The following is a 23630-nucleotide window of genomic DNA, read 5'->3' as shown; positions in this document are numbered from 1 at the left end:
CGCCGGGCGGCGTGCGTCACCTATCGTACGGGGCCGGGTGTGCCAAGCCACGCCTAGTGCGTGCGTCGAGCTCTTCCTGACTCACGCACGAGTACGCCGAAAAGTTCCTGAGACGGTCTCTGCAGTCACTGTCCGCGCAGGGCGTGACTGAGCGCAGGCGCCAGATCGCCGGCCCCGGCGACCCGGACGTGGTCGAGCCCGAGCCAGCCGGCCAGCTGGGCCAGCTCGGCGGCCAGCTCCTCCGGAGTCTCCGCCGGCGCGCCCTCCTCCGCGTGCGCGGACTGCACCAGCAGGACGCCGGCCGTCCGGTCCGCCTTCAGGTCGACCCGGGCCACCAGCCGGTCGCCGAGCAGGAACGGGAGCACGTAGTACCCGTACACCCGCTTCTCGGCCGGGACGTAGATCTCGATCCGGTACCGGAAGTCGAAGAGCATCTCCGTCCGGGTCCGCTCGTAGACCAGCGAGTCGAACGGGCTGACCAGAGCGCGCGTGTTCACCCGGCGCGGCAGCCGGGCGTCGCGGTGCAGGTACGCCGGGCGCTTCCAGCCCTGGATGCTCACCGGCAGCAGCTCACCCTCCTCGACCAGCTCCTCGATCGCCTGGGTGGTCGGCGCCGGCGCGGTCCGGAAGTAGTCCTTCAGGCACTGCGCGGTCCCGACCCCGTGCGCCTTCGCGGCGATCCGGACCAGCTCCCGGTGCGCGTCCTCGAGCGTCGGGACCGGCGTGGCCAGTACGGCGGCCGGCAGCACGCGCTCCGGTACGTCGTACATCCGCTCGAACTGCTGGTTGCGCTTGGCGACGGTGATCTCGCCCGCGAAGAAGAGGAACTCCAGCGCGCGTTTCACGTCCGACCAGTTCCAGCCCCAGTTGTCCTTCTGGCGCTCCACGTCGTCGTCGATCTCGCGCGCGGTCAGCGGACCGTGAGTGGTGACGTCGGCGAGCACCTGCTTGACAAGGTCGGGCCGCTCGGCCGCGATCGAGCGTGGGCCGCCCCAAGCCTCGGTGGTCGCCCGGGCCATCCGCCAGCGCATCAGCGGGTGCGTCTCGACCGGAATGAGCGAGGCCTCGTGCGCCCAGTACTCCACCAGGCGCCGCGGCGCCTTGCCGGCCGCACGGTCGAGCAGGTCGCGCGGGTACGGACCCAGGCGGGAGTAGAGAGGTAGGTACTGCGCCCGGCTGAGCACGTTCACCGAGTCGATCTGCAGCAGCCCGATCCTCCCGAGCACCCGACTGAGCGCCCGCATGTCCGGCACGCCCTTGGGCCGAGGGTCCGCAAACCCCTGCGCAGCGAGCCCGATCCTCCGAGCCTGAGCCTGAGACAGCACCTGAGTCGTCACCCCCAGCATTCTGCCGCGCCCCACCGACAATCCACCCCGAAGCCCAAGAGGTGCCACGCCCGCCCCTCCTCATATCCCCTCCCGAAGCCCAACAACCACCCACCCCCCGACCCCCCTCTCATCCCCTCCCGAAACCCAACAAGTACCAACCCCCGAAGCCCCTCCGCCTCCTCCCCCATCCCCCCGCCCTCCCCTCCTTTCCTTCCCTGTCCTTCCCTTGCCCTTTCCGGTCATAACTCTGGAGTTACCGCAAGTGAGAGGTGCGCTACGCACCGTGCACAGGAGACGCTGCTCGGTAGGCCGCGACGCCCGCGCGGTCTCATTCACCTGTGGAGCGTGAGGCAATGACAGGAAGACTCCAGCTGGTTCGTGCCACCTTGGCCGCGGCGGCGCTGACCGCCGCGTCGCTCGGTGCGGTCGCCACCGCGTCGGCGAGCCCGGCGCCGGAACCCCCGCACACCCGGATCGTCGGTGGCGAGATCGCCCACACCGCCGACACCCCGTGGGCGCTGGCGCTGAACAACAGCGGATCCCCGGTCCCCAGCGGCCAGTACTGCGGCGCCACCTTGGTCGCGGCGAACAAGATCGTCACCGCCGCCCACTGCGCGACGGAGGCGGCCAGCACCTACACGGCCATTCAGGGCCGCGACGAGCTGTCCGGATCCGGCGGCCAGACCTCGAAGATCAGCAGCATCTGGGCGGACCCGGCGTACGGGTCGCAGCCCGGTCACGACGTCGCGGTGATGACGCTCGAGACGCCGTTCACCGGCGTACCGACCCTGCCGCTGGAGACCGACACCGCCGCGGACGTGGCCGGCGCCCAGTCCGTCGTCTACGGCTACGGCAACACCGAGGGCACCGGCCCGGCTGACACCTTCCAGAAGGTGACCGTCCCGGTGCTCGGTGACTCCTACTGCTCCGACGTGTACGCCAGCCAGGGGTACGTCGGCAACGGCGAGATCTGCGCCGGGTACGAGGACGGCGGCAAGGACTCCTGCCAGGGCGACTCCGGTGGCCCGCTGGTGCTGAACGGCCGTCTGTTCGGTGTCGTCTCGTGGGGCATCGGCTGCGCCGACGCCGGCAACCCGGGCGTGTACGCCGAGGTCGCGACGTACTCCGCCGAGCTGCAGTCGCAGATCGGCAGCTAGACCTTCGCAGGGAAAGAGGAGGGGCCCGGGCTTTCGCCCGGGCCCCTCTTCACGTCCTCAGGCTCAGACGGCCAGGCGGATCACGCCGTAGTCGTAGCCTCGGCGGCGGTAGACGACGCTCGGCTGGTTCTCGTCGGCGTCGACGAACAGGTAGAAGTCGTGGCCGACCAGTTCCAGCTCGTAGAGGGCCTGGTCCAGCGACATCGGCTTGGCGGTGTGGGTCTTCTCGCGCATCACCAGCGGCCCGTCCCCGGTCACCGTCAGCGAGCCGAACTTCTGGGTCGGCACCTCGTCCTCGGCGGTCTCCTCGACCACGACGTCGGCACCGTTGAACGTCTGCTTGGCGTTGACGTGCCGCAGCCCCTCGGGCGCGTGCTCGCCGCGGTGCACCCGGCGACGATCGGCGGCCTTGCGGACCTGGGCCCGCAGCCGGTCCAGGCTGACGTCGAACGCCGCCTGCTTGGTCTCCCCGCACGCCTCGGCCCGCACGACCGGACCCTTGGTGTACATCGTGAGCTCGACCCTCATCGCGCGATCGTGCTGTCGCGGGTTCTTCTCCTGACTGACTTCCACTTCACAGCGCAGCACCCGGTGATCGACCTTCTCGATCCTGGCGAGCTTTTCCTCGACGTACTGCCGGAAGCGGTCACTGACCTCGCAGTGATGACCCTTGACAACGACGTCCACGGAAACCTCCATCGCTCGGCGACTTCTTTTACGTCCCGGAACCTCCGTAGCCAACCTGGCGGGGCCCGAAACGCGAACACCCGCTGTCAAGCCGGTCGGACTCCGTGGCCAGGAATCCGGCTGATCCGGTCCTGCGCCACTTCACTGCCCGACAAGCCCTAGCGGGTGTCATAGGCCAACGCTAGTCGGCTTCGGCGAAAACCGGTAGAGAAGTTCTCATGAACCGGGCGTCCTGTCTCGCCGGGTCGCGGCCAGGACGGCGGATCCGAGCACCGCGATTCCCGTTGTTTCCAAGGCTCCGGCGGCCTGCGTGAGCGTGGATCCGGTGGTCAGCACGTCGTCGACCAGGACGACCGGTTGATCTGTCAGCGTTTCAGCCCAGCGCGAACGGACCCCGAACACGCCGTCCATGTTGGCGATCCGCTCCCGCGCCGACAGCCCCGCCTGGTCGGCCGGACGGCGCACCAGCCTGAGAGCGTCCGCCAGACGAACGTCGTACCCGTTTTCGCGGAGGTGGCGGGCGGCAACGATCGCGATCCGCCGCAGCGGCTCGTGCCCGCGGGCGCGCACGGTCGCTGCCGCCGACGGGATCGGGCAGATCCAGGCCGCACGGCCGGGCGCGATCGCTGCTGCCATTGAGATCGCGAGGGTCTTGCCGAGCGGCCGGGCCAAGGTGTAGCGGGCGTGCTCCTTGTGCTCGATGATCAGGCGGCGCAGCATTCCGTCGTACGGCGAACAGGCGGTCGCGCCCGGGAATCCGGCCAGCACGGGCGTGGGACTGGCGGTAAACGGAGTCAGTCCTGCCAGTTCGGCACGGCAGTCCCGGCAGACGCTGACGCCCGGGCGCTCGCAACCGGCGCAGGTCCCGCCGAGGACGAGATCCACCCACGCGTCCCGAAGCCCCACCCCGAAACCCTGCGCCGCCGCAGGCCTCCTCTGCAAACCGCCCCTGTGGACAACCTCGGCCGGCCCCGACTGCGGCCTAACCCCCAGCTCCGGCTCCGGCCCGACCCCAGCTCCGGCTCAGGCCCCGAGGCCGGCTCAGGCGAGGACCTCCGGCCGGCTCCGGCTTGCGGGCTGACCCCCAGGTCCGGCTCCGGCTCGACCCACTCCGGCTCAGCCCCCGAGACCGGCTGAGGCGAGGACCTCCGGCCAGCTTGGGCTGCGGCCCGACTCCCAGCTGCGGCTGCGGCTGCGGCTGCGGCTGCGGCTGCGGCTGCGGCTGCGGCACAACCCCAACTCCGGCTCAGGCCCCGAGGCCAGCCCAGGCGAGGACCTCCGGCCGGCTCCGGCTGCGGCCTGACCCAGCTCCGGCTCCGGCACGACCCCAGCTCCGGCTCCGGGCCGACTCCAGGTCCGGCTTCGGCTGCGGCCCGAGTGCCAGGTCCGGCTCCCGGCTCCGCCCGACTCCCAGGTCCGGCTCCGGCCCGACCTCCAGGTCCGGCTCCGGCTGCGGCTGCGACTCCAACTCCGGCTCAGCCCTCACTCCGGCTCAGCCCCCGAGGCCGGCTCAGGCGAGGAGGCCGGTGATCAGCGTCATCGTGGGGATGGAGAGCAGTGTGGTGAGCAGGACTGTGCTGCGGGCGAGCTGCTGACCGGTGCGGTAGTGGACGGCGTACACGTAGACGTTCTGCGCGGTGGGGAGCGCCGCCAGCAGTGTCGGCGCCAGGAGGGCGTGCCCTTCGAGGCCGAGGACCCAGCGGCCCACGGCGTACGCGACAACGGGCTGGAGGACGATCTTGAGCGAGACGGCCAGGGTGAGATCCGGGCCAGGGCCAAGGCGGGTGCTGTTGGTCCGGCCGCTCAGGCTGAGTCCGTAGGCGATCAGCGCGACCGGCACGCCCGCGGCGCCGACCAGCTCGATCGGGCGCATCAGCAGCGTCGGCGGGTCGAAGCCGATGGCAGCGACCAGCAGACCGAGCAGCGACGCGACCGTCAGCGGGTTGCGCAGCGGGCGGGTCAGGACGGTCCGCAGGGAGACCCGCCGGCCCGAGCCCTGCCGGTAGCCGTCCAGTACGGCGAACGCGACGGGCGCCATCACCAGGAGCTGGAACAGCACGATCGGTGCGACCAGAGCGCCGTCGCCGAGAACGTAGACGGCGACCGGGATCCCCAGGTTGCCCGCGTTCACGTACGACGCGGCGAGCGCGCTGATCGTCGCCTCCGCCCGGTTGCGGTGCCAGATCAGGCCGGACACGGTCAGCGACAGCACCACGATGATCAGGACACAGGACAGGCTGGTGAGCAGGATCGGCGAGAAGATCACGTTCAGATCCGCACGAGCGATCGTGCCGAACATCAGCGCCGGCGTAGCGACGAAGAACGCCAGCCGGGACAGCACCAACTCGTCCTCGCTACGCAGAACGCCGGCCCGACCGACGACGTACCCGAGGACGGCAACCGCGACGAGGGTGAAGAACGCACTCAGAACAGACGACATCGCTGCCGTCGGTCCACGGGGTTTGTCATTACCTCCATGCTAGGGAACGCTCCGGGCGTCGGTCGTCGGCAGTCCCGCATCCCGGACTTCCTGCCGCCGAGCGACTCAGCGAGCCACTGCAGTCGACCGGTCCCAGGTCCCCTTCGCCACAGTCCCGTCGATCAGCGGTTCGAAGCATCCGGCGACGACTTCCAGTCGCCGACCACAGCCGAGCTGTTGGTGCACGACAGGTCGACACCTCGTGATTGCCCGCGGACCCCTTAACCTTCCCCGGTGAGCACCGAACTCGGTCTGCTGCTGTCCATCGGCCCAGTCGCACTGATCGCCCTCTCCGCCCTGGCCTTCCGCCTGGTCGGCCCCGGCCGATCCACCCGCCAACTCCCCGCCGCGCCTCCCGCGACAATCGACCCGGTCCGCCTGGACCTGGCCCGCTCGATCGCCGCCACGATGCTCGCGTCCCATCTGGTCCCCGACGACAACACCCTCACCCAGGTCCTACTCCTCCGAGACAGCCGCAAACCGACCCACGCGGCCAAGCTTCTGAAAGCCCACACCGGCGCATCGCTGAGCGACACCAGACGCCTACTCGAACGCCTCCCGTGAGCTGACCGAATGCAGGCCCCCGGCCGGTCCGAGCAAGCCATCGCAGCCGGCCAGGCTCCGGCGTTCCCCGACCACCGCATCCCGGCGCATAGGGCGGCTGCGGCTGACCGGCGCCTCCGCCCTGCAGGCCGGGAGCGACTGGGCGTCACCGCCACAACATTCCAGTGCTCGCTCGACCGACGCTCCACCCGTCGGGCGGCTTCGGGCGACCAACGACGCGGACACCCTCCGGTGCACTCCGATCAACGCCTTCCCTCCGACGCAGAGGGGGCGGGTGGGCGAGCTGTCGTGCACCACCAATCAGCCGAGTGGGCGCTACCGACGGGGCACACCACCAACCCGCGGTGTGGCAGACCGGCTCCGGCGCCGGCAACCCTCCGCTCACACGGACCAACGCCTGAACCCCCGACACAGAGGGGGCGGGCGGGCCAGACCAGGCCAACCACCCAACCGCCCTGGGGGCGCCACCGACGGGGCACACCACCACCAACCCCGCGGTGTGGCAGACCGGCTCCCGCGTCGGCAACCCACCACTCGCGCCGATCAACGCGTGAACCCCCGACACAGAGGGGGCGGGCGGGCCAGACCACGCCAACCACCCAACCGCCCTGGGGGCGCTACCGACAGGGCCAACCCTCAACCCAAAGGGATCAACCCGGATAGACCGGTTGGAGGTTGATGGGCTGGTCGTTCTCCTCGAGTTCGGACCAGTTGAGGTCTTTGCTCTGCCAGTGGGTGATGCCGTCGACGTCTCGGACCACCGGGAGGGTGTCGATGTTGGGGTTCGAGGCCAGCGTGTCCGACTGGAAGGCGTTGTTCGGCGAGCCGGGGATGATGCGGGGCGCGGAGCCGTCCACGTTGACGAGCCAGGGCTGGCGGGCGCCGTTGGGGGCTGGGCGGCCGGAGACCAGGACGCCGAGCTGGTTCCAGGTCGCGTCGGTGATGTCGTACAGCGGGACCTGCAGCGCGCGCGGCTGGGTCAGCTGCAGCTTCTTGGCGTTGTCGGTGGTGATCGTGCCGGTCTCGACGGTGTTCTGGCCGTTCTTGCCCTCGATCACCAGCAGCGCCCGGACGCCGTCCGGCGCCATCCGCAGCTGGACCGGCTTGCGGCCGTCGAAGGTCGTCTTGACCTCGGCGATCTTGCCGTCCTTGGTGCGCATCCGCAGCCGGGGCGCGGAGCTGTCGGCCCGGTCCAGGATCCAGAGGCTCTCCTGGGCGTCGAAGCTCGGCCGCAGGACCTTGCCGTCGGTCGGGATCAGATCGACCTTGTCGCTGTCCTCGGTCGCCTCGTCCAACGGGCCGTAGGCAACGACTTCGTTGCCGTCGGCCTCGGTCACGACGGCGCCGTACGAGCCGTGCACGTCCACCGCGAAGCTCCGCGCCCGGTACTTGTAGAGCAGGCTCTCGTTCAGCCGGGTGACGCCGATCGTGGTGGCGCTGTCCAGGTTGGCCCGCACGATCTTGCCGTCCCCGACCAGTACGCCGTACAGGTCCTTCATCTGCGGCACCGGAACGGTCGGGTCGAACTGCGCGTAGTTGGCGAACTGGAGCGCGTCGGTGTTGTTGTCCACCAGTCCGGCGCCGTCGACGGTGATCTTCACCCGGGTGCTGATCGGCCGCAGCGTCCACATGATCTGCGCGGCCAGCACTCCACGGTCGACGGCCGACATTCCGGCGGCCGACTTGCTCAGCTCGACGGTCGCCTCACCGAGCTCGACCGGCACCGACACGTTCACCTGCGTGCCGGGTGGTGCGGCGGTGCCGACACCGTTGCCGAGGCGGACGGTCGGGCCCTTGAGCAGCTCCTGGACCAGCCGGGTCGCGACCTGTCCGGGCGGCAGCTGCGGCAGGAAGATCGGGTCCGGGACGAGCATGCCGCGGTCGCGGTTGGCGAAGTAGAGCGCATACGGCTCGAGCCGCGACTCGAGCTGGTTGTTGGGCAGGAAGGTGCCGTTCGGAACGCTGGAGACGCGGAACTGCCCGTCGGCCTGCTGCACGGTGAAGTCGAACTGCACCATCTTGCCGCGGGGCGCCGACGACCAGCTGCCGCGTGCGTCGATCGTGCCGATCCACGGCGCCTTCAGCCGGATCGTGTTGGTGCCGGGCACCTGCGTCAGTGCCTTCGTCGAGGACTGGTCGTAGACCGTGATCCCCTTCTCCGGCTCCCACTTCGCCGCCGCGTCGGGCGTCATGTACATCCGCGCGGTGTCGTAGTTGCTGAAGTCGGACATCGCTTCGACGAACCCGCTGACCAGCGCCGGCGGCTTCGCGTTCGTCCTGGGCTGCTGCGCTTCGACGCCGACCTTGCCACCCGAGGCAGCGGCGGCGTTCTTGTTGCCGTTGCGGATCTGGCCCTCGGTCGGCACCGACGCGCACCCGGCAGCCACCAGTACGACGGCCAGCCCCGCGCCCAGCACCCCAGCAGCTCGTCGCCTCACAGGTCCTCACCACCGGTCAGCTTCTGGTACGGCGCTCCGACGTCGACCAGCGACATCTCCGGGACCACCCGCGACGCGTCGGACGGACGCGCGGGCAGCGGTGAGCCGGACAGCGTGACGTCCGGGCGCCGCGGCAGCGTCAGCCGGAAGTACGCGCCGTCGCCGGGCGAGCCCCAGGCGTCCAACCGACCACCGTGCAGCCGGGCGTCCTCCAAGGCGATCGACAGGCCGAGGCCCGTGCCACCCGTCGTACGGGCTCGGGCCGGGTCGGCGCGCCAGAAGCGGCTGAACACCATCTCGGCCTCCTCGGCCCGGAAGCCGATGCCGTGGTCGCGGACGGCGACGGCCGCGGCGTCCTCGTCGGTGGCCGTGCTGATCAGGATCGGCCGGCCCTCGCTGTGCTCGATCGCGTTGCCGATCAGGTTGCGCAGGATCCGCTCGATCCGGCGTGCGTCGACCTGGGCGCGGCACGGCTCGGGCATCGCCAGCTGCACCTCGCAGCCCTTGCGTTCCAGCAGGGTCTCGTGGTTCTCCAGCACCCGGGCGACGATGTCGCGCAGGTCGACGTCCTCCAGGTCGAGCGCGGCGGCTCCGGCGTCGAACCTGCTGATCTCCAGCAGGTCGGCGAGCAGCTCCTCGAAGCGGTTCAGCTCGTTCTGCAGCAGCTCGACCGAGCGGCGGGTGATCGGGTCGAACTCGTCGCGGGTCTCGTGCAGCAGGTCGGCGGCCATCCGGACCGTGGTCAGCGGGGTCCGCAGCTCGTGGGACACGTCGGAGACGAACCGGCGCTGCAGGCGTGACAGCTCCTCCAGCCGGCGGATCTGTTGCTGCAGGTTGCTGGCCATCTTGTTGAACGAGACCGCCAGCCGGGCCAGGTCGTCGGTGCCACGGACCTGCATCCGCTCCTCGAGCTTGCCTGCCGCCAGTCGCTCGGCGATCCGCCGGGCCATCCGCACGGGAGTGACTACCTGGCGGGTGACCAGCCAGGCCACTGCACCGAGCAGAACGACCAGGAGCAGGCCAGCGGTGAGCAGAGCGCGCTGTACGACGTCCAGCGTCTCCTGCTGGGCCGTGAGCGGGAAGAGGAAGTACACCTCGTACCGCTCGGCCGTGGTGTCGACGCGGACCTGGGAGCCGATCGCCAGACCCGGTGCGCTCGGCCGGCCCTCGTAGTTGATCAGCGTGTACGTGTCCCACAGCCGGGAGCCGTCACTGCCGACGGAGGACTGCAGCTCCTGCGGGACCGAGTTGCTGAGTACGCCGCCGGTCTGCTGGATCAGCACGGAGCCGGAGTTGTCGGTGGGCATCAGCACCACGTCGTACAGGCCCGCACGGTTCGAGTTCTGAACCAGTTCGGTCAGCTTCTGTGTGATGGTGGCCGGGTCGGCGGCGTTGATCGAGCTGGTCAACGCGTTCAGCTGGGCGGCGGCCTCGGCCTGGGCGCTGGTACGGCGGGACTCCAGCACCCCGTCGGTGACCTGGCTCATCATCACCCAGCCGACCAGGATCAGCACGACCATCGACATCAGCAGGGTTCCGGTGACGATCCGGGCCTGGATCGACCGGCGCCAGATGTCGGGCCAGCGGGCCGGGTGCGTGCGCCAGAACGGCGGCTGGACGGCGTGCCAGTCCAGCCCAGCGGCCGTGAGCTCGATCTCCGTCCCGCGGGGCTCCGGTGCGGACTCCGCCTTCTCCGCCTGCGACGCGTCGTCGCGGCCGTACTCGATCAGTCCGCACCCGCCTTGTAGCCGACGCCGCGGACCGTCACCACGATCTCCGGGTGCTCGGGGTCCTTCTCGATCTTGGAGCGCAGCCGCTGGACGTGCACGTTGACCAGCCGGGTGTCGGCGGCGTGCCGGTAGCCCCAGACCTGCTCCAGCAGGACCTCACGGGTGAACACCTGCCAGGGCTTGGAGGCCAGGCAGACCAGCAGGTCGAACTCCAGCGGGGTCAGCTGGATCGTCTCGCCGCTGCGCTTCACCGAGTGGCCGGCCACGTCGATGGTCAGGTCGCCGATCGTCAGCGACTCCGGGCCGGGCTCGTCCATCCGGCGCAGCCGGGCCCTGATCCGGGCCACCAGCTCCTTGGGCTTGAACGGCTTCACCACGTAGTCGTCGGCGCCGGACTCCAGGCCCAGCACGACGTCGACGGTGTCGCTCTTCGCGGTCAGCATCACGATCGGTACGCCGGACTCGGCCCGGATCGCGCGGCAGACGTCGATCCCGTCCATCCCCGGCAGCATCAGGTCGAGCAGCAGCAGGTCGGGCTTGAACTCACGGAACGCCGGTACCGCTTTGTCACCGGTCGCACACAGATAGGTGTCGTAGCCCTCGTTGCGCAGCACGATGCTGAGCATCTCCGACAACGCCGTGTCGTCGTCGACGATGAGAACTCGTCCTCGCATCGTCCGGTTGCCTTCTGCCACGCCGTGCTCCCTGCTTGCCGTCTGCCTGCTTGCCGCTTGCCGTCTGCCGGTCCGGTTCGTCGAATCAGGTGGTGCGCCCGGGGGCCGCACTACGGATAGTGTCCCATTCCCCAGGTAGTGCACACGCCGGATCGCCGTGCGAGCCGCCGCCAATGCGGGTGCGTGGACCGTCCGGGGGGTGATCATGGTGCAAGTCGTGCCCGGGGGACAACCCGGGGCGGGGACACGAGGGGAGGCACGGGGTGCGCGACGACCTCGGCGTACGGGAGGACGGCGGCGAGCCGCTGCGGCCCTGGCTGCCGGCCGACCTGCTCGACAACGCGGCCCGGACCATCTCGGAGAACAAGGCGATCATGCTGGGCCTGCCAGTCCTGGCGGGGATCGCGCTGGCCGCCGTACAGGCCGGTCTGACCCAGCTGACGGTGCCTGGTGGGATCGGCGCGCTGTTCGGCGAGGACGACCCGCTGGAGCAGGCCGGTGCCGCGCTGTTGCTCATGTACGGCGTGCAGCTGGTGCTGTTCGCCGTGGTGTCGAGCATGCTGGCCGGCATCATCGCGCTGGCCGCCGTCCGCAGTCAGCTGGGCCGGCGGCTCGGTCCGCGCGAGCTGCTGCGGCTGGTCCGCCCGGCGCTGCCCGCACTGGCCGCGGTCGGGTTGCTGCAGTCGCTGTCGTTCGTCGTACTGCTGGCGGGCTGGGGATTGAGTGTCTTCGGCATCGGTCTCGGTGCGGACGCCGCGATCTCGTCCGACGCGGCCGGACTGGTCTCGGTGCTGCTGATCCTGGTCGGTGCCGTGCTGGTGATCATCTTCGGCATCCGCCTGGTCCTGGCCGGGACGGTGGTGCTGATGGAGGGCAAGCACGCACCGGACATCGGCCTCTATGTCCCGGCACGAGTGGGCGTCTTCGGTTCGCTGAAACGCTCCTGGTACCTGGTCAAGGGCAGGTTCTGGCGGGTCTTCGGCGTGCTGCTGTTCGGCGGTGTGGTGGTCAACATCGTCAGCTACGCCTTGCAGTTCGGCGTGACCACGCTGGTGCTGACACTGGGCGCTTGGGTCGACAGCAGCGGCGGTGACGCGGCGCTGATCGTCGGCATCGCAGTCGCGGCCGCGGCCGGTGTCGCCACGGTCGCCACGCTGATCGCCAGCCTGGCCTTCATGTCCGCCGTCCAGGCGCTGATCTACCTGGACCTCCGTGTACGCCGTGAGGGCCTCGACCTGTGGATGCGCCCCTCCCTGCGACCGACCGTGCCCGGACCGACGGAGTGGCAACGTTGATTCCTTTCGAACCGCCGGTGGACATCAGCCGGGAAGACGCCGCGGCCGAGGCCGCCCGGGAGCTGTCCAAGCCGGTCTACGGTCAGGCCGGCGACTCCCTGGTCAGCCGGGCGGTCCAGAAGGTGTTCGAGTGGATCGGCGACCTGCTGGACGGTCTGGTGAGTCCGAGCACCAACGGCCGGACCGGACTGATCCTCCTGTTCGGACTGATCGCGCTGATCGTTGTGGTCGTGCTGTGGCGAGCTGGCGTACTGCGGACCTCCGGTGGCAAGGCCAGCCAGGCGGTGTTCGACACCGAGCGCCCACGCAGTGCGGCGCAGTACCGGTCGCAGGCGGAGCAGGAGGCCGCTGCCGGCGACTACACAGCCGCCGTACGCAGCAGGTTCCGCGCCTGCGTGGCTGAGCTGACGGAGCGCACTGTGCTGGACGAGCGGGCCGGCCGTACGGCGTACGAGGCTGTCGCCGATGCAGGCCGCGGGGTCCCTGCACTGCGCGACCCGCTGCGTCCGGCTGCTGACGTCTTCACGGAGGTTGTCTACGGCAACCGACCCGGTACGCCGGAGCGCTACGCCGCAGTGGTCACAGCGGACGAGGCAGCTCGGCACGTCTCCACCAGGGCGCTGGTGCAGGGATGAGCACACCGGTCGGTCGGAGCGTCGGCGAAGGCTGGCGGGCGCTGCGGATCCCCTTGCTGGTCACCGGTGCGATCGTGCTCGGCGTGGTGATCCTGATGGTCGCGACGGCCGCGCGGACTTCCGGTCCCTTCAGCCCGGACTCGGCCGAGGGCAGTGGCGCCAAGGCGCTGGCGACGCTGCTGGAAGACCACGGCGTCCAGGTGACCGGCACGGAGAACCTCGACGACGCTGTCGGCAGCGGCTCCGACCGGGCGTTGCTGATCGGACCGTCCGGAAGCCTCAGCAGCAGCGACTGGCGCCGGATCGCGTCGTCGCGCTGGGACCACCTGATCCTGGTCCGCCCGGACCGCGAGGCGCTGGAGGTCCTTGCTCCAGGCATCGAGAACGCGAGCTCCACACTGCCTGCCGGCAGCCGCTCCCCCAACTGCGACCTACCCGCTGCGGTCAAGGCGGGCACGGTGACGGTCAGAGGTACGACGTACACGGCACCTCCCGAGGCCGAGACCTGTTACGGCGACGGCGTCAACGCGACAGTCGTCCGGCTGGAGCAGGACGGCCGGACCGTCGACGTGATCGGTACGCAGCAGTCGTTCACCAACGCCGAACTGGCCGAGGACGGCAACGCGGCGCTGGCGCTCAACCTGCTCGGCACGCACCCGGAGCTGGTCTGGTACCTACCGCAGTACGAGTCCTCCAACTTCGACGACGCCGGCAACGACGACGGCCCGCCGCTGATCCCGCCGGACGTCCGGTACGTCGCTTGGGCCTTAGCCTTCGCCGTCTTCGTCGTGGCGCTCTGGCGCGGCCGGCGGCTCGGTCCCGTCGTACCGGAGCCGCTGCCGGTCGTCGTACACGCAGCTGAGACCACTGAGGGCAGGGCCCGGCTCTACCGGCGTTCACGCGCCCGGGACCGCGCTGCCGCCGCACTGCGCGAGTCGGCGCTCGGCAAGATCTACAAGGTCCACGGCATCCCCCGCCGGGCCGAGCCGACCGCTGTGGTCAGCGCGCTGGCCGCCCGGACCGGTCTGGACCCGGCCATGCTGTACGACATCCTCTACGGCGGGCCTCCGGTCGACGACGCCGCTCTGCTTTCCCTGTCCGACGCACTGCAAGTACTGACCCAGGAGGTAGCCCGTGACGGCCGAGGCACACATGACCGCTGAGGTGAGCCCGGAGCGGGCGCGGCAAGCACTGGTCGAGCTGCGGGCGGAGATCGGCAAGGCCGTCGTCGGCCAGGACACCGCGGTGACCGCCCTGGTGCTCGCGCTGCTGTGCCGTGGCCACGTGCTGCTCGAGGGCGTGCCCGGTACGGCGAAGACGCTGATGGTCCGGGCGTTGTCGATGGCGATGCGGCTGGACACCAAGCGGGTGCAGTTCACGCCGGACCTGATGCCCGGTGACGTCACCGGGTCGCTGGTGTACGACGCGAAGACCAGCGAGTTCGAGTTCCGGCCCGGGCCGGTGTTCACCAACATCCTGCTGGCCGACGAGATCAACCGGACGCCGCCGAAGACCCAGGCCGCGCTGCTGGAGGCGATGGAGGAGCGGCAGGTCACCGTCGACGGCGTACCGCGCAAGCTGCCGTCGCCGTTCGTCGTGGCCGCCACCCAGAACCCGATCGAGTACGAGGGCACCTACCCGTTGCCCGAGGCGCAGCTGGACCGGTTCCTGCTCAAGGTGACGCTGGACATGCCGCCGCGGGACGCCGAGATCGCCGTACTGGCTCGGCATGCGCAGGGGTTCGACCCGCGCGACCTGGTCGCTGCGGGGATCCGGCCGGTGGCCGGGCCGGAGGACCTGCTGGCTGGGCAAGCTGCTGTACGCCGGGTCGCCGTACGGGAGGACCTGCTGGCGTACGTCGTCGACCTGTGCCGGGCGACCAGGCAGTCGCCGTCGCTGCAGCTCGGGGTGTCTCCGCGTGGAGCCACGGCGCTGCTGGCAGTTGCGCGTGCGTGGGCGTGGCTGTCCGGGCGCGACTACGTGATCCCTGACGACGTGAAGGCGATGGCACGTCCTTGCCTGCGGCACCGGGTGCAGATCCGGCCTGAGGCCGAGCTGGAGGGCGTCACCGCGGACGCCGTACTGGAGAGCGTGCTCGCCACGGTTCCGGTACCACGCTGATGGTTGTCACTGGCCGAGCCGGTCTGCTGGCCGGCTTGGGAGTTCTCTTCGTCGCACTGGTGATGCCGAGCTGGTCCGGCGTCGGTGTGGTCGTCGCTGTCGTGCTGGTGGTGTGCCTGGTCGACCTGCTGCTGGCTGGGTCGCCGCGGCGGCTGCAGCTCAGCAGGGACGGGGACACCGCGGTGCGGCTCGGGCAGCCGGCTTCGGTGACGCTGATGGTGGCCAACCCGGGTCGGCGGGTCAGGGGGTTGCTGCGGGACGCGTGGCCGCCGTCGGCCGGCGTACAGGATCCGCCGCACAAGCTGGACCTGCCTGGTGGTGAGCGGCGGCGGCTGGTGACGCACCTGGTGCCCACTCGTCGCGGCGACCGGAAGGCGTTCCGGGTGACTATCCGGTCGATCGGGCCGCTGGGCTTTGCCGGACGGCAGGGGTCGCACGAGGCACCTTGGACTGTGCGGGCACTGCCGCCGTTCAACAGTCGCAAGCACCTGCCGTCGCGACTGGCTCGGCTGCGTGAGCTGGACGGGCGGACTGCGCTGCTCGTGCGCGGGCAGGGGACGGAGTTCGACTCGCTGCGGGACTACGTGCCGGGTGATGACGTCCGCAGCATCGACTGGCGGGCCACTGCACGGCGTAGCAGCGTCGTACTGCGGACCTGGCGGCCGGAGCGGGACCGGCAGGTAGCCATCGTGATCGACTCCGGCCGGATGTCCGCGGGCCGCGTCGGCGACGCACCGCGGCTCGACCACGCGATGGACGCCGCGCTGCTGCTCGCGGCGCTGGCGACGCGTGCTGGTGACCGGGTCTCGTTGCTGGCTTGCGATTCGGCCGTGCGGGCCGACGTACGGCGTCCTGCGCCTGAGGACGTGCTGCCGTCGTTCGTCAACGCCCTGGCCAACGTCGACGCCGAACTCGTCCAGACCGACTTCCGGGTCGTCGTCTCGCAAACCCTCGAACGCCTCGGCCAGCGCTCGCTCGTCGTCCTCCTGACCGGCCTGGAGCCTGCCGTCATCGAGGAGTCCCTGCTCCCCGTCATCGGCCCTCTCCTCCGCCGCCACGTCGTCGTCCTGGCGTCCGTCGCCGACCCGCGCCTCGACGAGCTCGAGTCCGCCCGCTCCGACCTGATCGAGCTGTACGGCGCAGCCTCCGCCGCCCGCTCCCGCCTCGACCGCGAACGCGTCACCGCCGTCCTCACCCGAGCCGGCGTCACCGTCGTCGACGAAAACCCCGACCACATCGCGCCCGCCCTGGCCGACACCTACCTCGCACTGAAGAAGGCCGGCCGGCTCTAGCCCGCCTTGGCGGCGTACACGGCCCGAGCCTCCGTCACCGCGGCGAGGTTCTCGTCGGTCCAGGCAGCGATCACACCGACCACCCCGTTGAAGGACCGGCCGACCTCGGTCACCGCGTACTCCACCTTCGGCGGCACCGTCGGGTACACGGTCCGGCTGACCAGCCCGTCGCGCTCCAACGCCCGCAGGCTCTGGCTCAGCATCCGCTGAGTGATCGGGGCCAGGACCCGCCGCAGCTCGTTGAAGCGCAGCGGCTGGTCGGCGAGGTGGCCCAGCACCAGGAGCGACCACTTGTCCCCGATCAGGCTGAGCACCGTACGGGCCAGGTCGCACTCTCCCTCGCTGTGCTCCTGCTGCGCCGTCGACGTCTCCGGCATGGTTCCCTCCGCGATACCTGGTGGGGAGAAACTGCCCTCTTGCCGGTTCCACGGCCCGGGGGCAGGCTCATTGATGCTTCAAGTATTCCTCACGCCTGGAAAGGCAGTCCCGCATGAGCTTCCCCTGGTCCGATCTCCCGACCGACGACCCCGCCTGGTACCGCAGTGGCGCCCTCTACGTGCCGTCGGGCAGCGGCCCGACGGTCTGGGCCGCCGACGACATCTACACGATCAAGGCGACCGGAGCCCAGACCAACGGCGGCTTCGGGCTGATCGAGGCGACCGTGCCGGCCGGCGGCGGTCCGCCGCCGCACGCCCACCCGACCGAGGAGGAGAGCTTCTACATGCTGTCGGGCGAACTGGAGTTCCTCGACGGCGAGGAGACCTTCGTGGCGCGGGCCGGCGACTTCGTCCACATCCCGCGGGGAGTGCGGCACCGGTTCCACAACATCGCCAACCACGCGGCCCGGATGCTGTTCCTGTTCAGCCCGGCCGGGCCCGAGCAGGTGATCCAGGACCACGCCCTCCCCGCGGTCCCCGGCCAACCGGTCCCGCCGGTCGACGACGACCTCCGCGCCCGCTGGGCCGTGATGAACGAGCTGGTCCGGACGATCAGCCTGCCGAACCGGGACTAGACCAGGTCGAGTGGCTGATGGGGCCCGTCCGGGTAGACGACCTTCAGCTGGTCGTCCGGGCGGACGATGCCGCCGTGGTTCACCACGGACATCACGCCCGTCAGGCGGACGACCTCGCCGGCGGCGTCCTTGTGGAGCATCGTCTTCAGCAAACCCTTGCGGAACTTGTTGATCTGGCTGCACGGGTTGCGGAGGCCGGTGAGGGTGACCACGGCGGTGTCGCCGAGGTGGAGCTCGGTGCCGGTGGGGAGGTTGAGCAGGTCGACACCCGACGTGGTGACGTTCTCCCCGAGGTCGCCCGGGCCGACCTCGTAGCCGGCTTCCTCCAGTACCGCGAAGAGCTCGGACTGGATCAGGTGGACCTGGCGCAGGTTGGGCGCGGCGGCGTCCACCTTGATCAGGTGGAGGTGCTGGACAGTCGTGCCCGCGTGGGCGTCGCCTTCGACGCCGATGCCCTCGATCAGCGTGATCTCGGGCACCGGCGGCTTGCTGAACTTGTGCTGGCTGTCGCGATTGACCGAGTGGACTCTCACCCGTCCAGCTTAAGGAGATGGCACGCGGCCTGCTGCGACACGGCAGCGGGGAGAATCTCCAGCGGGACCGTACGGCACTCCGCGACGACGACCTGGCAGCGCGGGTGGAAACGGCAGCCGGGCGGGATGCGGGTCGGGTCCGGTGGCTCGCCGGTGAGGACGATCTTCTCGGGCGACTCGGGCAGGACCGAGAGCAGCGCCTTCGTGTACGGGTGCTGCGGGTTCTGCAGGACCTGCTCGGTCGGGCCGGACTCGACGATGCGGCCGAGGTACATGACCGCGACCCGGTCGGCGATGTTCCAGGCCAGGCCGAGGTCGTGGGTGACCACGAGCGCCGACAGTCCGAGCTCGTCCCGAAGCTTCAGCAGCAGCGCGAGGATCTCCCCACGGACGGATGCGTCGAGCGAAGCGACCGGCTCGTCGGCGATGAGGACCTGCGGGTTGAGCGCCAGAGCACCCGCGATGACCACGCGCTGGCGCTGGCCGCCGGAGAGCTCGTGCGGGTAGCGGAGGAAGAAGCGCTCGGGCGGCCTCAGACCAGCCCGCGACAACGCGTCGGCAACCACCTTCTCCTCGTCCGGCAGCCGATGGATCCGGGGGCCCTCGGCAACGGCTTCGTAGACGGTCTGCCGCGGATTGAGCGACCCGGTCGGATCCTGCAGGACCAGTTGCACCCGACGGCGGTAGGCGCGAAGCTCCCGAGCCTTGTAGCTCAACGGCTTCCCGTCGTAGAAGACCTCACCTCCGGCAGGTTTCTCCAACCCCAGCAGGGTTCGCGCGAGCGTCGTCTTCCCGCACCCGGATTCGCCGACCAGCGCGACGATCTCGCCCGCACCGACCGCGAGGTTGACCCCGTCGACCGCCCGCGCCCGCCGCCCGCGCGCCGCGAACTCGACGGACAGGTTCCTTGCCTCCAGCATCAGCCCTCCCCCACCAGCACGCACGCGGCCGTACGACGGTCGCCCGCCGGCCGCAGCTCGATCTCGACCGTCGAGCAGGTCTCCAACGCCACCGAGCAGCGCGGATGGAACACGCACCCCGACGGCAGCGACGACGGATCCGGCGGATCCCCACCGAGCCCCTTCGGCGCGAGCCGCGACGCCGGGTCCCCGATCGTCGGGAACGCCGCCGACAGCGCGCGGCTGTACGGATGCGCGAACGCACCACTCGACGGGCCGGTCTCGACCACGCGCCCGGCGTACATCACCGCCAGCCGGTCGCAGAGATCGGCCAGGACGGACAGGTCGTGCGAGATCATCAGCAGCGCGATGTCCTCGGCCGCGACCAGTTCGCGGATCAGTGTCAGCACCTGCGCCTGGACCATCACGTCCAGCGCGGTCGTCGGCTCGTCCGCGATGATCAACCGGGGCTCGCACGCCAAGGCCATCGCGATCATCACTCGTTGCCGTTGGCCACCACTCAGCTCGTGCGGGTAGCTCCGAGACCGCCAAGCCGGCAAGCCGACCTGATCGAGCAGCTCGGCCACCCGCCGTCGCGCCTTCTCCGGCCCGGCCAGCTTGTGCACGAGCAACGGCTCGGCGATCTGCTCGCCGATCCGTCGTACGGGATTGAGTCCGTGCTGCGCGCCCTGGAACACGATCGACGCCTCGGCCCACCGGACCGCGCGCAGCTTGCCCCACGACATCGTCAGGACGTCGTCGTCCTCCAGCAGGATCCGTCCGCCGACCACCGCGTCGCGCGGCAGCAACCGCAGGATCGCCATCGCCAGCGACGACTTGCCCGACCCCGACTCCCCGACGATGCCCAGCGCCTCACCGGCGTTCAGGGCCAGCGACACACCCCGTACGGCGGGCACCTCGCCGCCCGCGATCTTGTACGTGATCGACACGTCGTCCAGCTCGAGCAGGCTCATCGCGCGCCTCGCAGTCTCGGGTTGAGCACGGTCTCCAGCGCGCGGCCGCAGAGCGTGAACGCCATCACCACGGCCACGATGCACAGACCCGGTACGAGGATGTACCACCACGCGCCCGACGTCGCCGCACCCCAGTCGTACGAGCCGCGCAGCATGGTCCCCCAGGACGTCTTGTTGGCGCTGATGCCGAGGAAGGCCAGCGTGGACTCGGTGACGATCGCGCTCGCGACCTCCAGCGTCGTACTGGCCAGCAGCAACGGCGCGACGTTCGGCAATACGTGCCGGGTCGCGATGTGCCAGTGCCCGCCGCCGAGCGCGGTCGACCGCTCGATGTACGGCCGGGCCTCGACGGCCAGCGTCTGGGCCCGGATCAGCCGCGCGGTCGACGGCCACGAGGTGACGCCGATCGCGACGACGATGGTCGCCGTACTGCCGCCCAGGATCGCCGCCAGCACGAGAGCGGTGACCAGCGACGGCAGCACCAGGAACCAGTCGGTGATCCGCAGCACGATCGCGCCGATCCAGCCGCGGAAGTGCCCGGCGACGATGCCCAGCACGGTCCCGATCACCATGCTCAGCAGCGCGGCGAGGAAGCCGATCAGCAGCGAGGTCCGCGAACCCCACCAGATCATCAGGAGCACCGACCGGCCGGACTCGTCGGTGCCGAGCGGCGCGTCCCAGCTCGGCGGCGCCATCTTCTCGCCGGTCCCGCTGACCACGTTCGTCACGCCGGCGTCGATGAACAGCGGCGCGATCACCGCCAGCAGTACGGCGACGAGCAGGATCGACAGGCCGACGACGCCGGCCCGGTGGTGCCGGAAGTCGGCCCAGAACCGTTGCAGGGAACGCTTTCGCCGGGTCCAGGTGACACTCATGCGGACCTCACCCTCGGGTCGAGCAGGTGGTACACGACGTCGGCGAGCGTGTTCATCACGATCACCGACACCGTGATCAGCAGGAACGTGCCCTGCATCAAGGTGAAGTCGGGAACCCGGATCGCCTCGTAGAACAGTTGCCCCAGGCCCGGCCAGCTGAAGATCGCCTCGACGGTCACGGCGCCGCCGACGACGAAGCCGATCCGCATGAAGACGAGCGTCACGGTCGGCAGCAGAGCGTTCGGTACGGCGTGCTTCCGGCGTACGTCGTCGTCCTTGAGCCCCTTGGCCCGCGCCGTCGTGACGTAGTCCTGGCCGACCTCGTCGAGCACCGAGGACCGCATCACCAGCAGGTACTGCGCGTAGACGACGGCCACCATCGTGAGGCACGGCAACACCATGTGCTTGGCGACGTCGAGGATGTACGCGAACCCGTCCGGCGCGTCGACGCTCTCGATCCCGCGGGTCGGGAAGATGCCCGGGATCGGCCCGACGCCGGCCGCGAACACCATCAGCAGCAGGAGCCCGAGCCAGAACGTCGGCACCGACCACAGCACCAGCGAGATCGCGGTGGAGAACTTGTCGAACCGGCTGCCCGGCTTCCAGCCCGCGCGAGCGCCCTGCCAGATCCCGAGGCTGACGGCCATCACCAGCGCCGTCCCGGTCAGCAGCAGCGTCGACCCGATCCGTTCCCCGATCAGGTCGAGCACCGGCCGCTTGTACTCGTACGACGTACCGAGGTCGAACTGCACGGTCTGCTTGACGAACTGGAAGAACTGCTCGGGCAACGACTTGTCCAGCCCGAGGCGATGCCGCTCGAGGTCGAGCTGCTCCGGCGTCATGTTCCGGCCCTGCGCGAGCGCACGGACCGGGTCACCCGGCAGCAGCCGGAACAGGAAGAACGTCGCCACGATCACCATCGAGATGCTGAGCAGGGCGCCGCCCGCCTTCGCCACGGCGTACCGGAGTACGCCGTGGCTGGCGGGCCGTTGCTCGAGGGTGTCGAGCGCTGACGGGGTTACGGTCATTCGCGCTCGTCCGCGGCGCCACCGCGACGCCGTACGAGGAAGAACGCGACGCCGGCCAGGACGATCACGCCGATGCCCACCCCGACGATGACGCCCGTGTTCGAGCCGCCCTCCTCAGCGCTGTCGGCCGTGACCGCCTCGACCGTGTAGAACGGCCAGTAGCCCGAGCCGCCGTACAGGATGCCCTTGTCCTCGGGGATCGGCGTGATGCTGGCGATCCGGTCCTTGCGGTAGCCCTCGAGGTCGTTCGGGTAGTACAGGGCGATGACGGGGGCGTCGGTGTAGAGGCGCTCCTCCATCTGCTTGATGATCCCGGCCCGCTTGGTCCGGTCGAGCTCCTTCAGCTGCTGCTGGTAGAGCTGCTCGAACTGCGGGTCGCAGTAGAACGACTCGGTCCCGCCGCCCTCACCGGACGCCGTCGGGCGCCGGCTGCACAGGTGCGTGGCCAGCACCTCCTCCGGGTCGGGGTTGACCGACCAGCCACTGACCGCGATGTCGAACAGCGCCGTCGTACCGGTCTCCTCGGTGAACTTGCTGGAGTCCAGCCGCTTGGTGGTCACGGCGATGCCGATCTCCTTGAACCAGCCGGTCAGGTACTCCGCGAGCTTGTCCTCGATCGGGGTGTCGGTGTGGATGCTGAACCGGAACTGCAGCTTGCGCGACCCGTCCGGCATCGTGCGGATGCCGTCGGCACCCTTCTTGTAGCCCGCGGCATCGAGGATCTGGTTCGCCTTGGTGAGGTCGAAGCTGATCTTCTTGTCGCCCTCGGCCTGCCAGAAGAAGTCCTTGTACATCGGCGGCACGATCGAACCGTCGGCCGGCTTGGCCAGCCCGTTCTGCACCTCGTCGACGAGCTTCTGCTTGTCGATCGCGTAGTGCAGCGCCTGCCGGACCTTCGGGTCCTTCAGCGCCGGGTGCCCGTCACCGATCGGCTTGTTGTCACTCGTGGTCGCGCCGTGGTTGATCTGCAGGTACGACGACCGCCGGCCCTCGTTGTTCCACTGCACGACGTTGGCGTCACCCTTGAGCGCCTCGAAGTCAGGCGGCGCGAGCCGGCCGAGCAGGTCGATGTCGCCCTTCTTCAGCCCGACCACCGCGGCCGCCGGGTTGTCGTAGAAGATCACCTGCAGCTCGTCGATCTTCGGCGCACCCCGCCAGTACTCGGGGTTGGCCTTCAGCTTCACGTACTGGTCCTTCTTGTGCTCGACCGGGATGTACGGGCCGCTCGTCACGGCGGGGTACGTCTCGGCGTCGTACTTGGCGATGTCGCCGACCTTCTCCCAGACGTGCTTGGGCACGATCGGGACCGGGTTCTCCAGCATCGAGGCCTGTGGGGCCTTGAGCTTGATCGTCAGGTCCTGCCCGGCCGCGCTGACGCTGGCGAAGTTCTCCACCGCCGGACCGTTGGCGGTCTTGGCGCCGTCGTCGGTCATCATCTTGTTGAACGTCCAGGCCGCGTCGTCGGCCGTGATCGGCTGCCCGTCGGACCACTTGGCCTGGCGGATCTTGAACGTCCAGGTCAGCCCGTCCGGCGAGGTCGTCCAGGACTCGGCCAGGTCGGGGCTCGGCTGCAACGTCTTCGCGTCCGGCACGGTGAGGAACCCGTACGTCCAGCGATGGATCGACGTCGACACCAGCCGGACCGCGAGGAACGGGTTCATCGAGTCCATCGACTGCGTCGCGCCCACCCGCACGACCTTGGGCTTGTCCGGTTCCGCCGCCTGCGCCGGCGCCGTCCCCACTGCCAGCAGCGCCACCGCCGCCAGCCCCGCGAACAACTTCCTCATCCCGCCACGCACCTCTCACCAAAGCGCCGTTTAGAGAGAAAGCAACACCAATTCGTAAAGCAATGTCAATGATTTACTCAGTTACGTAGGCACTTGTGATACTGCTGCTACCACCGAGCGAG

Annotated in this window: 22 protein-coding genes; 8 read left to right on the top strand and 14 right to left on the bottom strand. The window is 69.8% G+C overall.

Annotation, left to right across the window (positions count from 1 at the left end):
- Positions 1–125: 125 nt before the first annotated feature.
- Complete coding sequence (locus ACYVIO_RS14985) at positions 126–1337, bottom strand: winged helix-turn-helix domain-containing protein (protein WP_460651353.1); 1212 nt, start codon at positions 1335–1337, stop codon at positions 126–128.
- Positions 1338–1681: 344 nt separating this feature from the next.
- Between ACYVIO_RS14985 and ACYVIO_RS14980 the strand changes: the two genes are divergently transcribed.
- Entirely contained in the window at positions 1682–2485 is an 804-nt protein-coding gene (locus tag ACYVIO_RS14980) for a S1 family peptidase (RefSeq protein ID WP_460651352.1), read from the top strand.
- 63 nt (positions 2486–2548) lie between these two features.
- On the opposite strand, the gene hpf is transcribed toward ACYVIO_RS14980, so the two are convergent.
- The 3 genes from hpf to ACYVIO_RS14965 form a co-directional block, all read right to left on the bottom strand.
- The gene (hpf, locus tag ACYVIO_RS14975; RefSeq protein WP_460651351.1) at positions 2549–3172 is read right to left on the bottom strand and encodes a ribosome hibernation-promoting factor, HPF/YfiA family; all 624 of its coding nucleotides are present in this window, start codon (positions 3170–3172) and stop codon (positions 2549–2551) included.
- A gap of 216 nt (positions 3173–3388) precedes the next feature.
- Positions 3389–4078, bottom strand: a complete 690-nt coding sequence (locus ACYVIO_RS14970) for a ComF family protein (RefSeq protein WP_460651350.1) — start codon at positions 4076–4078, stop codon at positions 3389–3391.
- A 604-nt stretch (positions 4079–4682) separates the two neighbouring features.
- The gene (locus ACYVIO_RS14965) at positions 4683–5612 is read right to left on the bottom strand and encodes an AEC family transporter (RefSeq protein ID WP_460651349.1); all 930 of its coding nucleotides are present in this window, start codon (positions 5610–5612) and stop codon (positions 4683–4685) included.
- A gap of 273 nt (positions 5613–5885) precedes the next feature.
- Here ACYVIO_RS14965 and ACYVIO_RS14960 point away from each other — a divergent pair, with 273 nt between their 5' ends.
- Positions 5886–6215: a hypothetical protein gene (locus tag ACYVIO_RS14960; protein ID WP_460651348.1), complete on the top strand. Its 330-nt coding sequence runs from the start codon at positions 5886–5888 to the stop codon at positions 6213–6215.
- Positions 6216–6865: 650 nt separating this feature from the next.
- Here ACYVIO_RS14960 and ACYVIO_RS14955 read toward each other — a convergent pair.
- From ACYVIO_RS14955 to mtrA, 3 genes are all read right to left on the bottom strand, one after another.
- Complete coding sequence (locus ACYVIO_RS14955; RefSeq protein ID WP_460651347.1) at positions 6866–8653, bottom strand: LpqB family beta-propeller domain-containing protein; 1788 nt, start codon at positions 8651–8653, stop codon at positions 6866–6868.
- Positions 8650–10212: an MtrAB system histidine kinase MtrB gene (gene mtrB / locus ACYVIO_RS14950; protein WP_460652086.1), complete on the bottom strand. Its 1563-nt coding sequence runs from the start codon at positions 10210–10212 to the stop codon at positions 8650–8652. Before mtrB ends, ACYVIO_RS14955 begins: the two co-directional genes overlap by 4 nt.
- Positions 10213–10379: 167 nt before the next feature.
- Positions 10380–11057 carry an MtrAB system response regulator MtrA gene (gene mtrA / locus ACYVIO_RS14945; protein WP_077013824.1) on the bottom strand — a complete coding sequence of 226 codons (678 nt, stop codon included), beginning with the start codon at positions 11055–11057 and terminating at the stop codon, positions 10380–10382.
- A gap of 263 nt (positions 11058–11320) precedes the next feature.
- Between mtrA and ACYVIO_RS14940 the strand changes: the two genes are divergently transcribed.
- Genes ACYVIO_RS14940 through ACYVIO_RS14920 form a run of 5 tightly spaced genes read left to right on the top strand, consistent with a single transcriptional unit; the run spans position 11321 to position 16400 of the window.
- On the top strand, positions 11321–12352 hold the full coding sequence (locus ACYVIO_RS14940; RefSeq protein ID WP_460651346.1) for a hypothetical protein: 1032 nt from the start codon (positions 11321–11323) through the stop codon (positions 12350–12352).
- The gene (locus ACYVIO_RS14935; RefSeq protein WP_460651345.1) at positions 12349–12987 is read left to right on the top strand and encodes a DUF4129 domain-containing protein; all 639 of its coding nucleotides are present in this window, start codon (positions 12349–12351) and stop codon (positions 12985–12987) included. The genes ACYVIO_RS14940 and ACYVIO_RS14935 overlap by 4 nt, the downstream gene beginning before the upstream one ends.
- Positions 12984–14150, top strand: a complete 1167-nt coding sequence (locus ACYVIO_RS14930; protein WP_460651344.1) for a DUF4350 domain-containing protein — start codon at positions 12984–12986, stop codon at positions 14148–14150. The genes ACYVIO_RS14935 and ACYVIO_RS14930 overlap by 4 nt, the downstream gene beginning before the upstream one ends.
- Entirely contained in the window at positions 14140–15108 is a 969-nt protein-coding gene (locus ACYVIO_RS14925) for an AAA family ATPase (RefSeq protein WP_460652085.1), read from the top strand. Before ACYVIO_RS14930 ends, ACYVIO_RS14925 begins: the two co-directional genes overlap by 11 nt.
- The gene (locus ACYVIO_RS14920) at positions 15108–16400 is read left to right on the top strand and encodes a DUF58 domain-containing protein (RefSeq protein ID WP_460651343.1); all 1293 of its coding nucleotides are present in this window, start codon (positions 15108–15110) and stop codon (positions 16398–16400) included. Before ACYVIO_RS14925 ends, ACYVIO_RS14920 begins: the two co-directional genes overlap by 1 nt.
- Here the strand turns inward: ACYVIO_RS14920 and ACYVIO_RS14915 are convergent.
- Positions 16397–16777 (bottom strand): winged helix-turn-helix transcriptional regulator, encoded by a 381-nt coding sequence (locus tag ACYVIO_RS14915; protein WP_460651342.1) that lies wholly within the window; start codon positions 16775–16777, stop codon positions 16397–16399. The genes ACYVIO_RS14920 and ACYVIO_RS14915 overlap by 4 nt on opposite strands.
- Before the next feature lie 113 nt (positions 16778–16890).
- Between ACYVIO_RS14915 and ACYVIO_RS14910 the strand changes: the two genes are divergently transcribed.
- Positions 16891–17412: a cupin domain-containing protein gene (locus tag ACYVIO_RS14910; protein ID WP_460651341.1), complete on the top strand. Its 522-nt coding sequence runs from the start codon at positions 16891–16893 to the stop codon at positions 17410–17412.
- Here the strand turns inward: ACYVIO_RS14910 and ACYVIO_RS14905 are convergent.
- The 6 genes from ACYVIO_RS14905 to ACYVIO_RS14880 are packed head-to-tail and all read right to left on the bottom strand — an operon-like array spanning position 17409 to position 23508.
- Entirely contained in the window at positions 17409–17945 is a 537-nt protein-coding gene (locus ACYVIO_RS14905) for an MOSC domain-containing protein (protein WP_460651340.1), read from the bottom strand. The genes ACYVIO_RS14910 and ACYVIO_RS14905 overlap by 4 nt on opposite strands.
- A complete protein-coding gene (locus ACYVIO_RS14900) occupies positions 17942–18865 on the bottom strand; it encodes an ABC transporter ATP-binding protein (RefSeq protein ID WP_460651339.1) in 924 nt (307 codons plus the stop codon). Before ACYVIO_RS14900 ends, ACYVIO_RS14905 begins: the two co-directional genes overlap by 4 nt.
- Positions 18865–19818 (bottom strand): ABC transporter ATP-binding protein, encoded by a 954-nt coding sequence (locus ACYVIO_RS14895; protein WP_460651338.1) that lies wholly within the window; start codon positions 19816–19818, stop codon positions 18865–18867. The genes ACYVIO_RS14900 and ACYVIO_RS14895 overlap by 1 nt, the downstream gene beginning before the upstream one ends.
- Entirely contained in the window at positions 19815–20693 is an 879-nt protein-coding gene (locus ACYVIO_RS14890) for an ABC transporter permease (RefSeq protein WP_460651337.1), read from the bottom strand. Before ACYVIO_RS14890 ends, ACYVIO_RS14895 begins: the two co-directional genes overlap by 4 nt.
- Positions 20690–21721 (bottom strand): ABC transporter permease, encoded by a 1032-nt coding sequence (locus ACYVIO_RS14885; RefSeq protein ID WP_460651336.1) that lies wholly within the window; start codon positions 21719–21721, stop codon positions 20690–20692. Before ACYVIO_RS14885 ends, ACYVIO_RS14890 begins: the two co-directional genes overlap by 4 nt.
- The gene (locus tag ACYVIO_RS14880; RefSeq protein WP_460651335.1) at positions 21718–23508 is read right to left on the bottom strand and encodes an ABC transporter substrate-binding protein; all 1791 of its coding nucleotides are present in this window, start codon (positions 23506–23508) and stop codon (positions 21718–21720) included. Before ACYVIO_RS14880 ends, ACYVIO_RS14885 begins: the two co-directional genes overlap by 4 nt.
- Between the last annotated feature and the right edge of the window lie 122 nt (positions 23509–23630).

Source organism: Kribbella endophytica, from assembly GCF_054781295.1.
Note: the sequence above shows the minus strand (reverse complement) of the source record. Positions and strands in the feature narration are given on the sequence as shown.